Genomic DNA, 13,948 nt, shown 5'->3' on the forward strand with positions numbered 1-13,948 from the left:
TGAAAAAAGGGGTAAATTAACATGAATAAAAGAATTCGTCGTATTTTATTAGGCACTGCATCAGTCCTTGCATTAGGTTTGGTACTAGCGGGTTGTGGCAAGTCTAGTTCCGCTAAGACGACAACAGTTAAAGTTGGTATTGTCGGCACCGACGATGAAAAGATCTGGAAGCCAATTGCTCAGGATGTTAAGAAGAAGGGCATTAACTTAAAAATCGTGACCTTCACTGATTACACTCAACCAAACCAAGCGTTGAATGATAAGCAGATTGACCTAAACGCCTTTCAGCATTATTACTTTCTTGACCAGTGGAACAAGGCGCACAAAGCAGATTTGACACCGGTTGGTAAAACAGCTGTTGCACCACTTGGATTATTCTCAAAAAAGCTTAAGAAGGTTTCTGAGTTTAAGAAGGGTGATCAGATTGTAATTCCTAACGATGCAACTAATGAAGGACGTGCCTTAAACTTATTAAAGAACGCCGGTTTGATTAAATTAGACAATGCTAAGTTACCAACGCCTAAGGATGTTACCTCAAATCCAAAGCATCTGAAGATTACGGCGGTGGCTGCTGACCAAACACCACGTTCGCTCGACTCTGCCACGGCCGCAGTTGTCAACAATACTTACGCTGTTGACGCTAAGTTGAACATCAAACACGCCGTTTATGCAGAAAAAATCGACAAGAATGTTAAACCCTACATCAACATTATCGTGTCCCGTAAGGCTGACAAGAACAAGAAAGCTGTCAAAGAAATTGTTAAGGCTTACCAAACCAAGAAGATTGCTGATATCATCAACAAGGACTTCAAAGGCACTGAAAAGCCAGCATGGAATTTGGACATCAAATAATTTCCTTTGTATTATTTAGACAAACATGCACTGGTTTCGCAGTTCACGTTTGCATACATAGAACATTTTTAGTTAACCGTATTGAATTCGAATTAGGAAAGGAACAACCATTATGGCAGCAAACGCACCGATTATTGATTTGAAGGGCATTGATGTAACTTTTAAAGAGGCTGACCGCACTGTGCGAGCCGTCAAGAATGTTGACTTGGAAGTTGCCAAGGGTGACATTTACGGTATCGTTGGCTATTCAGGCGCGGGTAAAAGTACGCTGGTTCGGGTGATTAATCAGTTGCAACGACAAACATCTGGCAAGGTGACCGTTAGTGGTCAGAATATGGGTGCCTTAAAGGGAAAGGCACTGCGCCAAGCACGAACAAAGATTGGCATGATCTTCCAGCACTTCAACCTGATGAATGAGCGGACCATCGGTGACAACGTCATGTTTCCACTATTGTTGGGTTCTAAATTGAGTCGGCATGACAAGCAGGCTAAGGTGGATGAACTCTTGGACTTAGTTGGCCTATCTGAAAAGAAAAATGATTATCCGGCGCAGTTATCTGGTGGGCAAAAGCAGCGGGTGGCAATCGCCCGGGCATTGGCAAATGATCCGGAGATTTTAATCTCCGACGAAGCGACGTCAGCACTAGACCCTAAAACGACATCGTCGATCCTTGACTTATTAAAAAACTTGAATGAAAAGTTAGGATTGACGGTCGTGTTGATCACTCACGAAATGCAGGCAGTTAAATCTATCTGTAACAAGGTGGCCGTTATGCAGAGTGGAGAAATCGTTGAACGGGGTGACTTGCTGACGATATTCTCCAAGCCAACTCAGCAATTGACGAAAGAATTCATCGAAACGTCTTCTCAGATTGATGCCGCCTTGGCAAACGTTGTTGCCCAGCCAAGTATCCAGCACTTACAAGCAAATGAGAGGCTGGTTGTACTGTCCTATGCGGGTGCATCGACTGATGATCCCTTGATTGCACAACTGTATGAGCAATTTAAAGTTACGCCAAATATTTTGTTCGGGAACGTCGAGATTCTACAAAATACGCCAGTTGGTAATTTGGGCTTGGTATTAAGCGGTGAAGGCGACGCAGTAGATAAGGCATTGGCCTACGTAAAGGAACAGGGCGTGACTGTCCGGCAAATCAATGTCGCAGAATATCAGGCAGAACTCGCACGCAAGGCTGCTGAGGCAGACACAAACGCCGAAGGGGAGGCATAAGCATGACAACTATTTTAGCAACAGATTTTTGGACATCCATTATGCCAAACGTTGTGGCTAACAAGGATGTCTTCATCCAATCAACGTGGGAAACAATTTACATGACGCTGGTCTCCGGAATAATTGCCGGCATTCTTGGAATTATTATCGGAATTGCGTTAGTAGTTACAGCACCAGGTGGCATTCTGGCGAATCGGACAACATACTGGATTTTGGATAAACTGGTAAATATCTTCCGGTCCATTCCTTTTATCATCCTGTTGGCCGTAATCGCGCCATTCACGCGGCTACTTGTGGGCACCTCAATTGGCACTACCGCAGCCTTAGTTCCTTTGACCATCGGTACAGCGCCATTTTATGCACGTCAGGTTCAAAATGCCTTAGTCGATGTTGATCGCGGCATTATTGAAGCGGCGGAAGCAGTCGGTGCGTCACCGATGCAAATTATTTTTCGTGTTTATCTACGTGAAGCGCTCCCTGATTTAATTCGGACATCGGTTGTCACGGTTATCAGTTTGATCGGACTTACTGCAATGGCTGGTGCCATTGGTGGTGGTGGTCTTGGGAATACAGCGATTAGTATCGGGTATGACCGTTTTGAAAATGACATCACCATCATGGCGATGATTATTATCTTAGCCATCGTGTTTATCATCCAAATCTTGGGTGATTTGTGGGCTCGTAAAACTGACCACCGTTAATTTAAATTTTAAGGACAGATGGCAGTGATTTCATTACGGCTTTGGGTGAGAACAATGCGGACTGGTATCGTCGTTTAAAGTCGTGAGAGCAATCCTTATTCTGAAAGCATTCTATTTCCCTGTCCGGGGATGGGATGCTTTTTTCGTTTATACTTCCTCGGAAAATGACGCTGATAGGACATTAACTAATTTTTGTTGATGAATGGGGCGCAACTGTTGGTCGGTCATGATACGAGTGTTAGACTGAACACAGATAGCGTAATGAACGTGAATCAAAATTTTGTAAAGATAGGGATGATGACATGAATTGGAATTCCACCCGTCGGTCCTTTGACTGGTATAGTTTCATTCTTGGCGTATTATTTATCATTGCAGCGGGAATTGCTTTTGTGGATCCTGCATCGAGTTTAATGGCATTGGTGGCCATTTTTGGGGCCGTTGCATTACTTAGAGGCATTTATGAGGTATGGTTCCACGATGACGTCCGTCGGCTTCTGGGACGCTCTCCTGTGTGGTTGTTGCTTATGGGGATTTTAGACATTGTAATTGGTGCATTTTTAATCTTTCATCTAGGCATCGGGATGCGCTTATTACCAATTTTCTTTGCAATATGGTTCATCGTCGATTCATTGACTGGTTTAATTACGTCGGGGTTACTGCGTTCGTTTGACAAACGGTATTTCTGGGTCAGCATCGGCTTAGATGTGCTTGGTCTTATCGTTGGTATTTTATTGTTACTAAAACCAGTGGTGGCTGCACTAACCTTAGCGACACTGATTGGCATCTACTTCTTCATTGAGGGAGTTCTTCACATTATGCGGGCTTTCTAGAATAAAATAGCGCAATAAAGGGGACCTTGGGTAATGAAGCAAACAGAGACAAACGCTCCGGTTCATAATCGGGGCCTCATATGGTTGATTAGCGCCATTGTCGTTGCTGTTGTGATCGCAATTGCAGCAGTGGGTGGCACTGTGTTGTATAAAAATATGACAACAACGAATTATGAGTTGGTTGATGCGGCCCAGCCGTTGACATATAAGGGCAAGACGGTCACGGCACACGGGGTGGCTTCGTTCTCGCACAAGCAGGCGACCATTACTTCAATGAGTTTTGGTCGTTCTGCAGTGGTGGTAACAGTGGCTCATTATCAGTTTGACAGTAGCGATAAGAAGAAGGCTAAGCCTAACAATATTGCGTTAGCTATCTATCAGCTACCACTTAGTGAATTTGAACGCACGTATGCTAAGCAACTGGCGACCAACAAGCAGGACAATGTTACTGCGATTAATCAGACGATGAAGGTTGTTAAACCGCAGGCGGGCGTTTACATCGATCATTTGCAGGCTAGTGACCAAAAACGACTCAACATTGATGCAACGAGCAACCAAGCGACGTATCAAAAATTAGAAAATGCGTATGCGAGTGCGAGTCGCAAAGTAAAAACACATACGCACTTTACGCCAACCAAACGGGTGTACCAGCGGGCTCATAAATTAAATGCTGGTCAAACTAAACAATTTACAAAATTGGCTGATGCCGTTAAATATATGCAAGAAAAGACCGCTCAATAATTGAATTGAACGGTTTTTTTGCACAAATAGGAACAAATTGTTATGAATTTGTAATTTCTTGTTTCGAAAGCGGTAGATGCGTTGACTGCATTGAATTCTCTATATTGTCAGGAACATCGTACAAGCCATTCAGAGGTTAAATTCTTTAAATTTTTCTGAAATTTGCACAAATGTTTGCGATAATAGTACTCGATAATCAGTTAAGGGGATGACAACTGGTCAGCGCATAGTGCCTAATTGCCATCAAAACTTTGAAATGAGGGACGAATAACGTATGAGTACACAGCACCAATCTGCACCAAGTGGGGGAAAACGTTACATTAGTAAAATGAAGGTCGTCGCATTAGCAGTGATAGTCAGTTTGATGACTATCAGTGTCGTCAGTCAACCCGCGAAGGCAGAAGCGCATCATCAATCAGTCGCAAAGATGGCCACAAAAAAGCAGAGTACTAAAACACAGTCTAATTTTTGGCAAGATCTTGGTTATCAGGGGTCTTACAAACGTCAAAGTACACTAGGTAAAAAGCAGATGTTGAATAATACGCTGTTGGTCGTCTTTACAAAAGACCATCAATTTAGGCAGCGTGTCACTACTTCGTTAAGTATGAACGGTATTCAAGAACAAGTGACAGATGGGGAAGTAACACAAAAGGGCAACGTGTTAACTCTAGTGCCAAAGTCGACGGCAACTGCTGTTTATAAGACTGAGGCGGACTACAAGAAGCATACTGCGTCCAACTATCACCGCAGCGGCGAGGCCTTTAAGAGCCAACTTATCTTTGCGAAAGATGGGCAGCCTTTGCAATACCGAGTTGATGTAAAACACAAGCGGTTGACTGGATTAAAGAACAAAGCGACCGTATCAATGAAACAGGCAGCGGCGAATACTTTGGCAACAGCTCAAGATTATATTAAGCCGATTGAAAATCATTAGTCGTTTAGACTAGCTTTATTGCAGTGTTAGCGGTTACAATTATCTGTGAAGGAGTTGTTTAACATGGCAAAAAGTGAAAATAAGAAAGTACCAAGTGAGGATGACATCATAAAGGGGAAGGTCTACGACTACAAGCGTGTGCTTGTTGGTGTTGATGATTCTCCGGATGCACAACTAGCCTATCAGTACGCGGTCAAACAGGCGAAGGAAGATAAATCCGAGCTGGTTATTGTTAGCATCCTTGAAGAGCAGGATGTTAATGTTTTTACTGCGTTAAGCAAGGAAATGTTGGATCAACAACGAAAGACGATTCAAGAACGATTAGACAAATATCGTCGGGTTGCCGAAAATTCAGGGGTTAAGTCCGTTAAAACGTTGATTGCTGAAGGTGATCCTGGTGAAACAATTGTCAAGCAGGTAATCCCACAAGTTGATCCAGACCTTGTAATTGTCGGCTCATTGTCGCGTCAAGGGGTTGCTAAGTACTTTGGTAGCCAGGCAGCTTATGTGGCCAAATATTCACCAGTGTCTGTGTTGGTGGTTCGATAATTAAATTCAATTTTGTTTTGCTGTACCCCCACAATGAGGTACAGCTTTTTTATTTCGGCTAAGGCATTAATGTAGAGCTGTGAATGGCGCTTACGGTTGTCAATAGTGACACGCTCGTCGTGGGACCGGACCTAAAAACCGGAGTCTTTCACCTCGCCACACAGCCTCGCAAAAGCCGCGTCTGTGTGACCGTCCGTGGTGTAAATTCGGAATTAACACCACTTTCACGACTCGGTATCACTATTGACGCCCTTCAGCTAACATAGTGATTATCATTACGAGAGCAGGCTTATAATACTTGAAAAATGTTGATTTACAAACTGTTTGTCATAGAAGTGGAGCTGAATAGAAATAGAGTTCCGTGTCGGCAACACTTGGCGGCAGGAATTTTGCCGCTTAGTGTTGCGGGATGACTTATGAGACGATGAACTTTTCGGCTCATAATCAAGGTAGAAGACTCCAGGTTTTGGGAGGCTGAGACCGGTCCTCATGGAATGGCATTTCTGCTCAGCGCAACGGCAGTATGCTGTATGCTGATTTGACATACTCGAGGAAGTTAAATCAGTTTGATATAAGCAAAGAAAAAGGATGACACCCAAGAGGGCATCATCCGATAGAAAAAATTTATTAAATTAAGCTTTATCAACCGCGTGACCACCGAAGCCGTTACGCAATGAAGAAACCACTTTACCAGTAAAGGTATCGTTTTCCATTGAGCGGTAACGCATCAATAGTGACATAGCAATAACAGGGGTTGCCACTTGTTGGTTCATAGCTTCTTCAAGAGTCCACTTACCTTCACCAGATGAGTGCATAGTACCCTTGATGTTATCTAACTTGGCATCGTTAGCAAAAGCGTCTTGAGCCAATTCCATCAGCCATGAACGAACAACTGAACCGCTGTTCCAAAGACGGGCAACGGATTCGTTATCGTAGTCAAATGCACTGTGTTCAAGCACATCGAAACCTTCACCGATAGCTTCCATCATACCGTATTCAATCCCGTTATGAACCATCTTGAGGTAGTGGCCTGAACCAGCTTTACCCGTGTAAAGGTAACCATCTTTTTGGGCGATACCTTCATACAAAGGTTCAAGTGTCTTAAAGGCAGCGGCATCGTTTCCACCAATCATGAAGTTACCGTCGTGGCGGGCACCAGATTGACCACCAGAAGTACCACAGTCGAAGAACTTGATCCCTTTTTCTTCAGCCTTTTGAGCATCTGCAACAGAGTCTTTCCAGAAGGAGTTACCACCGTCGATGATGAAGTCACCTTCGTCAAGTAAGTCTAACAATTGGTCAATCGTTGATTCAGTTGGCTTGCCGGCTGGAACCATAACCCATACGATTTTTGGTGATGGTAATTTAGCGACCATGTCAGCAAGTGAGTCGGCACCTTCAGCACCAGCGGTTACTGCTTGGTTAACAAAGTCCTTGTTTAAGTCAAAACCAACAACTTCGTTTTCATGATCCATCATGTTTTCTGCTAAGTTCAGACCCATTTTGCCTAAACCGATTAACCCTAATTTCATTAGAAAGCTCCTCTTTTAAAATAAATTGTCTGTTGCACATGTTGATTATATGAAAATCATTTACAAATATCAAGATAAATTTTTGAAAAAAGGTTTCAAATTGTTTTCGAAAAGTGCTTCAAATCCGTTTGTATCATAGTTTTGCTTGCATTCAAAACTTATTAGCATTACGCTAAACCGAGATTGAAGACGTTTACATATTACTGACACATGGAGGTTACAACTAATGCTTATTCAGCAGGTTCACATCAACAATCAGAGCGATTTACAAGATGTTCGAATTGAAGACGGTGTCTTTAAAGCGATTGATCAGCATTTAACGCCTAAGGATAATGAGCAGGTGATTGACGCAACCGGCAAATTATTATTACCACCATTGATTGACCCACATGTTCATTTGGATGCGACCCAAACGGCTGGAGATCCTGAATGGAATCAATCTGGTACATTATTTGATGGTATTCGCATTTGGTCGGAGCGAAAGAAAACGTTAACGATTGAAGACGTTAAAGAGCGGGCGAAGGAAACCTTGCGCAAGCAGATTGCCAATGGGATTCAGGTTGTGCGTTCACACGTCGATGTAACCGATCCGTCCTTCACCGCCTTAAAAGCACTCTTGGAAGTTAAAAAAGAGATGGCTGATGAGGTAGAACTGCAACTGGTTGCCTTTCCACAAGAAGGTATTTTGTCGTTTCCTCATGGCAAGCAGTTAATGGAAGAGGCCGTTAAGTTGGGGGCAGACGTCATTGGCGGCATTCCTCACTTCGAGTTTACTCGTGAATATGGTATCGAATCGTTACATTTTATTGGCGACTTAGCTCAAAAGTATGACCGCCTGATTGACGTCCACTGTGATGAAATCGATGATCCTGCATCTCGTCATTTGGAGACTTTGGCAACGATTGCATACGAAACAGGCCTGTCTGACCGGGTGACGGCTAGCCACACGACTGCGCTAGGGTCTTACAACAACGCGTATGCCTATAAATTATTCCGTTTGTTACGGATGGCAGACATTAATATGATTGCGAACCCGTTAGTAAACACCAATCTAGGCGGACGGTTTGATACTTATCCTAAACGTCGGGGGATGACGCGGGTCAAAGAACTTAACGAAGATGGGATTAATGTCGCATTCGGCGAAGACGATGTTCGTGATCCATGGTATCCAATGGGAAATGGTAATATGTTAGATCCCGTTTCGATGGGCCTCCATGTTGGCCACTTAATGGGATATGACGAGATTAATGGGTCATATCAATTTGTTACCAGCCATGCTGCTAAGGCACTGCATATTACTGACCATTATGGTATTGAAGTCGGCAAGCCTGGTAACTGTATTGTTTATAACAACAGTGATTTCTACAATGTACTTAATGAACATTCAGAAGTGCTGTATTCAATCCGTGGCGGTCGTGTCATTGCACAGACGACGCCTAAAGTGACTAAACTGAATTTTTGAGTTTGTGAATTTTAAATGTGTCAGATACGGTCACTGAATTCACAAACAAAATTTTTACTTGTGAAATAGGCTGACATTTATCATTTGGAAACTCATCCTAAATGCAATAGTGTCAGACAAAAGGCAGCTTCAATAATGGAACTGCCTTTTTGTCACAAAATATTTAATCATTTGTGAAAAGTGTGGTACGCTGGGACTATGATTTTTTCACAAGTGAACGTATTTGCTGGCCGAAAACGGTCGCTACGTCACGAATTAATTAAGGAGATTATTCATGACTGAAGAAACTCGTTACGGCGCTGATGCCGTTGTTGAGAGCTTGATTAACCATAATGTGAAGTATGTTTTTGGTATTCCTGGTGCTAAGATTGATCGTTTATTTGAGCGTTTGGCTCATCCTACTGATCCGCAATCGCCTAAGCTGGTTGTCGCACGACATGAACAAAACGCGGCCTTTATTGCGGCGGGGATTGGCCGACTTACAGGCGAACCAGGGGTAGTTGCAGTTACTTCAGGACCAGGTGCAAGTAACTTAGCAACTGGTTTGGTCACTGCGACAGCCGAAGGTGATCCCGTAGTTGCCATTGGGGGACAAGTTCCACGTAAGGACTTACTACGGTTGACCCACCAAAGCATGGCAAATGCGGCATTATTTAAGCCAATCACGAAATTATCTGCGGAAATTCAAGATCCAGAAAACATTTCAGAAGTGTTGGCAAATGCGTTTGAATCCGCGACTGCTGGCAAACAGGGCGCGAGCTTTGTTTCTTTGCCACAGGATGTGGATGACGCCGAAGTTACCAGCCCAGCGTTGGAACCATTGCAAGCGCCCGTTTTGGGACCAGCAAGTCCCGCAGATATTAGTTTATTGGCTCAGGAGATTCGTAGTGCGAAATTGCCCGTTATTCTTGCCGGCATGCGAGCTTCTTCACCAGAAGTCACCGGTGCGATTCGCCACCTCGTGACAGTTGCCAACATTCCTGTGGTTGAAACGTTCCAAGGCGCCGGAATTATTTCTCGCGATTTGGAAGCTGACCACTACTTTGGTCGTGTCGGGTTATTCCGGAATCAGCCAGGAGATCGTTTGCTAAAACAGGCTGATTTAGTGATTGCCATTGGTTATGATGCGGTTGAATACGAACCGCGTAATTGGAATGCTGAGAAGCAGGCCCGCATCGTGACGATCGATGCGACAGCGGCCCAGTTGGATCAACACTTTCAACCAGAAACACAGCTAGTAGGCGACATTGCCCAAACACTGGCCATCCTACAACCAGCGATTAAAGGATATCAGCCCAGCACTGCTGCCAAGCAGACATTAGCTGAATTTCATGAAGAGTTAACGACGCGAGATCAAAATTTTGAAGCAGGTGAAGTAGACACAACTGTGGAGCCATTAGCGCTAGTGGCCGCTCTGCAGGATCACATTACCGATGATATGACTGTAAGTGTTGATGTGGGTAGCCATTACATTTGGATGGCGCGTCATTTTCGCAGCTATGAACCACGTCATTTGCTATTCAGCAATGGGATGCAAACATTAGGCGTTGCATTACCATGGGCAATCGCTGCGGCACTGGTACGGCCAAATCATCAAGCTGTTTCTGTTTCAGGCGACGCCGGTTTCTTATTTTCCGGTCAGGAGTTAGAAACTGCAGTTCGCTTAGGACTCAATATTGTGCACATTATCTGGAATGACGGTCACTATGATATGGTGAAGTTCCAGGAAGAAATGAAATATGGTGTAGATGCGGCTGTTGATTTTGGTCACGTTGACTATGTTAAATACGCTGAGGCCTTTGGTGCAACAGGATTACGGGTTAACAACCCAGCAGATTTGAACAAAGTGCTGGATCAAGCCTTTGCGACAAAGGGACCGGTAATTGTTGATGTGCCCGTTGATTACTCACATAATCAAGAGCTGGGCAAGACACTGTTGCCAGATCAGTTCTAGCAAACATCGATAGCACAGAGGGAGTTTAGGTTAATGAAAGATACGGAAACATTATATCAGCACGGAACCTTGGCACTGTTAGTTCCCGGGCTGTTCGACGGCACGATCACAACGAAAGAACTGCTGAACCATGGTGATACTGGCATTGGTACACTAGCCGGTCTGGATGGTGAAGTGATCATTGTTGATGGACAGGCCTTTCAAGCTGGAGCTGATGGTTCAGTCAACACGGTCAATGGTGATGCGACGATGCCATTCGCTTCAGTCCATACGTTTGATAATCAATTGCCTAAGACACCATTGGCAGCCATGACAATGCCAGCATTTACGACATGGTTACAAACGACTGCAGGCTTGAAAAATGCCTTTGCGGGCATTGTGATGACTGGTATCTTTAACCGAGTACACGTACGGGTGGCACCTAAACAAACGAAACCGTATCCACCACTGACGACGGCGACTGCCGCTCAGCCGGAATTTACGCGGGAAAATGTTCAAGGAACTGTTGTCGGTTACTTTGCCCCGGCATTGTACGCAGGTGCGACTGTCGGTGGATTTCACTTGCATTTTATCAGTGACGACCATCAATTTGCCGGTCACCTGCTTGATTTTACCGTCATGACAGGCGAGGTGACCGCGCAAGTACTACCAAACTTGATGTTACATTTGCCGACAGATAATGCTGACTTTATGAAAGCTGACATTGAATTATCCGGTTTAAATGATGCTATCAATGAAGCAGAAAAATAGTTCTCTTAGACTTTGTTAATGAAAAACGACGTTGAATTTCCCACAAAAACGGAAATTCAACGTCGTTTTATTTGTTCTAATAGTAGTTTTGGCAATCTTGAAGCTAAAAGGTCGATGGAGTGAAGTTGTGGCGAAACAGAGTTCCGTGTCGGCAACACTTAATGGGGCGATTTTACCCATTTAGTGTTGCGGGATGACTTATGAGACGTGGTTTTCGGCTCATAATCAAGGTTGAAAACCGCGTTTTAAGCGGGTTGAGACCGGTCCTCAGGGAACGGCGTTTCGCAACAACGTAACGGCATTTAACGGCATTATGGCATTATCAAGTTCCTTACTGAAATGAAGCTAAACGTCCAATGAACCGGAGAGTAATCGATCGATGACATTAAGAACCCCTTCATCATTGTTAGAGTCCGTCCTATGAGGCGCCTTTGCCAGCACATCAGCATGAGCGTTAGCCATGGCATATCCGTGCGGCGTCATCGTTAACATATCGAGATCATTCTCATTGTCACCAAACGTCATGATCTCATCATTTTGAATACCGTAACGTTCTTGTAAATGCTGTAGGCCAGTTTCTTTTGATACTCCAGAAACACCGATATCTTCAGTATTAAAACCAGAATTCATCGCAGATAAACCAGGTTGAAGTTGATTGATCATTTCTGGAATCACTGCCTCAGTGTTAATCGTTTGATCGAAGCTGACAGCGATTTTAACCAGTTGGTCATCAAGAGTTGCGGGATCGACATCAAACAGGTGGTCCAAACGGATTAGTGAATTATAGTATCGTTTGATCAATTGGAAAATTGGCTCTGGCGTTTCACTATCCACGTAAGCGCGGTTAACGCCAGATAATGTCGTCAGTGCCATTGGCTGAGGGTAATGCTGTTTCAGCACAGCCAAGGTTTGATTGACTAACTGATGGGGAATCTCGCTAGCAAATAATAATGCATCGCGAGCGTGCACAATTGCACCATTATCTGAGATGAAATCCATTTGATCTTTGAAGGGTAGAAATTGATCAACAAGTCGTTGAAACTGTGAACCGCTGGCTGCGGCAAAATGAATGCCCTTTGCACTCAATTGGCGGAATTGTTGTGCAAATCGAGCACGATTGTAGTCATTTTCGTCATTTAGAAAGGTGCCGTCCATGTCAACGGCAATGAGCTTGATGGTCATAGTGAGAAACTCCTATTCAATAAGATATTGTGATATGCAACGTTAGCTTAGATATTCAGTGGCAATTTGCTTGTATACATCAATCAAATGCAAATAATCACTCAAATCGACATATTCGTTAACTCGATGTGCAATGTCCCACCGACCAGGTCCGAGGACAATAACGGGGAATTTGTTATCCGCCTTAGTGTATTCAGAGGCGTCGGTGGCGCCGTGAATCACGGATAATTTTGCTGGCTGTTTTGTCGCTTTCGCTAAGGCATCACTGGCAATCTTAACCAGGGAAGATTCACGATCTGAGATAACAGGGAAGAAACTGAAATCGACAGTCAGTTTTAACTGCACGCCGGGTTCCTGATTGAGTTTGTCGATAATTTGTTGCAGTCGGTCAATGATTTTTGTATTGTCAAATTCCGGAATTGGTCGAATGTTGCCCTCTAGGTGTGCTTGACCAGGAATTGAATTAACTTGATCACCACCGTTGATGACAGTGACAGAATGGACAACCGGACCCAGAACGTCACTGGTTGGTGCGTCATCAAATGCATGGTTTTCTTCATTTATAAACTTGACTAGGTTGGTAATGGCATTGATGCCTTTCTCAGGCATGGAAGAATGAACGGATTTACCAATTGAATCGACAGAATAATCAATGGAACCGTTATGAGCAAAAATAATTTGATCACTAGTAGGTTCTCCAACAATCATGGCGTCAACGTGGTCGACATAGCCTGCCTGTGTTAACATCCGTGAACCAGGGGCACCGTACTCTTCGCCCACTGTAGCCAGAAATTGTAGTTTACCGGCTTTGGGTAACCCCGCGTCATGTAGGTCGATCAGAGTGGTCACCATGGCAGCAAGACCGCTCTTCATATCCGCCGCCCCGCGACCAAAAAGTTGATCATTCTCAACATGGGCTGCTAACGGTGGAAAGCGCCAATCATCATGTTCGTCAGCCGCTACCGTATCCTGATGACCCGTCAACATCAACGTTTTGCCGGGTTTACCCGAATCCAGTTCAGCAAAAAGATTTGTTCTGCCATCTTGATAAGGAATCTTTTTGGCTGTAATGCCGTGCTGCCCGAGTTCAGCGATAATCCTGTCTGATATGGCTTCTTCATGGCCATTGCGTGAATCAATTTTGATAAAATCCGTTAACAACGTTAATACTTGCTTTTCTTCCATAGATTCTCAAACCACCTTTTTCTAAACCGATTACATCCTTTATAG

13 protein-coding genes are annotated in these 13,948 nt (G+C 44.0%); 10 read left to right on the forward strand and 3 right to left on the reverse strand.

Translation table 11 applies throughout. From position 1 onward, the window contains the following. Positions 1-33 precede the first annotated feature (33 nt). The 7 genes from G400_RS0105150 to G400_RS0105180 all read left to right on the forward strand — a co-directional run bounded on the left by G400_RS0105150 (position 34) and on the right by G400_RS0105180 (position 5,838). Positions 34-852: a MetQ/NlpA family ABC transporter substrate-binding protein gene (locus G400_RS0105150; protein ID WP_026017229.1), complete on the forward strand. Its 819-nt coding sequence runs from the start codon at positions 34-36 to the stop codon at positions 850-852. A 112-nt stretch (positions 853-964) separates the two neighbouring features. Next, on the forward strand, positions 965-2,083 hold the full coding sequence (locus tag G400_RS0105155; protein WP_017262839.1) for a methionine ABC transporter ATP-binding protein: 1,119 nt from the start codon (positions 965-967) through the stop codon (positions 2,081-2,083). Positions 2,084-2,085: 2 nt separating this feature from the next. Further along, a complete protein-coding gene (locus G400_RS0105160) occupies positions 2,086-2,784 on the forward strand; it encodes a methionine ABC transporter permease (protein ID WP_017262840.1) in 699 nt (232 codons plus the stop codon). A gap of 302 nt (positions 2,785-3,086) precedes the next feature. Beyond that, positions 3,087-3,614: an HdeD family acid-resistance protein gene (locus tag G400_RS0105165; protein ID WP_017262841.1), complete on the forward strand. Its 528-nt coding sequence runs from the start codon at positions 3,087-3,089 to the stop codon at positions 3,612-3,614. Between the two features lie 33 nt (positions 3,615-3,647). Then, positions 3,648-4,355: a hypothetical protein gene (locus G400_RS0105170; protein WP_017262842.1), complete on the forward strand. Its 708-nt coding sequence runs from the start codon at positions 3,648-3,650 to the stop codon at positions 4,353-4,355. A 274-nt stretch (positions 4,356-4,629) separates the two neighbouring features. Continuing rightward, positions 4,630-5,289, forward strand: a complete 660-nt coding sequence (locus tag G400_RS0105175) for a hypothetical protein (protein WP_017262843.1) — start codon at positions 4,630-4,632, stop codon at positions 5,287-5,289. A gap of 63 nt (positions 5,290-5,352) precedes the next feature. Beyond that, complete coding sequence (locus tag G400_RS0105180) at positions 5,353-5,838, forward strand: universal stress protein (RefSeq protein WP_017262844.1); 486 nt, start codon at positions 5,353-5,355, stop codon at positions 5,836-5,838. A gap of 632 nt (positions 5,839-6,470) precedes the next feature. Here G400_RS0105180 and gnd read toward each other — a convergent pair. After that, a complete protein-coding gene (gnd, locus tag G400_RS0105185; RefSeq protein WP_017262845.1) occupies positions 6,471-7,370 on the reverse strand; it encodes a phosphogluconate dehydrogenase (NAD(+)-dependent, decarboxylating) in 900 nt (299 codons plus the stop codon). Positions 7,371-7,596: 226 nt separating this feature from the next. Here gnd and codA point away from each other — a divergent pair, with 226 nt between their 5' ends. The 3 genes from codA (at position 7,597) to budA (ending at position 11,536) form a co-directional block, all read left to right on the forward strand. Next, entirely contained in the window at positions 7,597-8,832 is a 1,236-nt protein-coding gene (gene codA, locus G400_RS0105190; RefSeq protein ID WP_017262846.1) for a cytosine deaminase, read from the forward strand. A 274-nt stretch (positions 8,833-9,106) separates the two neighbouring features. Then, complete coding sequence (alsS, locus tag G400_RS0105195) at positions 9,107-10,786, forward strand: acetolactate synthase AlsS (RefSeq protein WP_017262847.1); 1,680 nt, start codon at positions 9,107-9,109, stop codon at positions 10,784-10,786. 33 nt (positions 10,787-10,819) lie between these two features. Continuing rightward, positions 10,820-11,536 carry an acetolactate decarboxylase gene (budA, locus tag G400_RS0105200; RefSeq protein WP_017262848.1) on the forward strand — a complete coding sequence of 239 codons (717 nt, stop codon included), beginning with the start codon at positions 10,820-10,822 and terminating at the stop codon, positions 11,534-11,536. A gap of 345 nt (positions 11,537-11,881) precedes the next feature. On the opposite strand, the gene G400_RS0105205 is transcribed toward budA, so the two are convergent. Together G400_RS0105205 and G400_RS0105210 are read right to left on the reverse strand one after the other, a co-directional pair. Then, entirely contained in the window at positions 11,882-12,718 is an 837-nt protein-coding gene (locus G400_RS0105205; RefSeq protein WP_017262849.1) for a Cof-type HAD-IIB family hydrolase, read from the reverse strand. 42 nt (positions 12,719-12,760) lie between these two features. Next, entirely contained in the window at positions 12,761-13,903 is a 1,143-nt protein-coding gene (locus G400_RS0105210; RefSeq protein WP_017262850.1) for an ArgE/DapE family deacylase, read from the reverse strand. Positions 13,904-13,948 lie beyond the last annotated feature (45 nt).

The organism is Furfurilactobacillus rossiae DSM 15814, assembly GCF_000428925.1.
GTDB lineage: Bacteria > Bacillota > Bacilli > Lactobacillales > Lactobacillaceae > Furfurilactobacillus > Furfurilactobacillus rossiae.

What these genes read in the sequence shown, in the direction of transcription:
- G400_RS0105155 (WP_017262839.1), top strand. Translation starts at nt 965, where the DNA reads ATGGCAGCAAACGCACCGATTATTGATTTGAAGGGCATTGATGTAACT.
- G400_RS0105160 (WP_017262840.1), top strand. Translation starts at nt 2,086, where the DNA reads ATGACAACTATTTTAGCAACAGATTTTTGGACATCCATTATGCCAAAC.
- G400_RS0105165 (WP_017262841.1), top strand. Translation starts at nt 3,087, where the DNA reads ATGAATTGGAATTCCACCCGTCGGTCCTTTGACTGGTATAGTTTCATT.
- G400_RS0105170 (WP_017262842.1), top strand. Translation starts at nt 3,648, where the DNA reads ATGAAGCAAACAGAGACAAACGCTCCGGTTCATAATCGGGGCCTCATA.
- G400_RS0105175 (WP_017262843.1), top strand. Translation starts at nt 4,630, where the DNA reads ATGAGTACACAGCACCAATCTGCACCAAGTGGGGGAAAACGTTACATT.
- G400_RS0105180 (WP_017262844.1), top strand. Translation starts at nt 5,353, where the DNA reads ATGGCAAAAAGTGAAAATAAGAAAGTACCAAGTGAGGATGACATCATA.
- gnd (WP_017262845.1), bottom strand. Translation starts at nt 7,370, where the DNA reads ATGAAATTAGGGTTAATCGGTTTAGGCAAAATGGGTCTGAACTTAGCA.
- codA (WP_017262846.1), top strand. Translation starts at nt 7,597, where the DNA reads ATGCTTATTCAGCAGGTTCACATCAACAATCAGAGCGATTTACAAGAT.
- alsS (WP_017262847.1), top strand. Translation starts at nt 9,107, where the DNA reads ATGACTGAAGAAACTCGTTACGGCGCTGATGCCGTTGTTGAGAGCTTG.
- budA (WP_017262848.1), top strand. Translation starts at nt 10,820, where the DNA reads ATGAAAGATACGGAAACATTATATCAGCACGGAACCTTGGCACTGTTA.
- G400_RS0105205 (WP_017262849.1), bottom strand. Translation starts at nt 12,718, where the DNA reads ATGACCATCAAGCTCATTGCCGTTGACATGGACGGCACCTTTCTAAAT.
- G400_RS0105210 (WP_017262850.1), bottom strand. Translation starts at nt 13,903, where the DNA reads ATGGAAGAAAAGCAAGTATTAACGTTGTTAACGGATTTTATCAAAATT.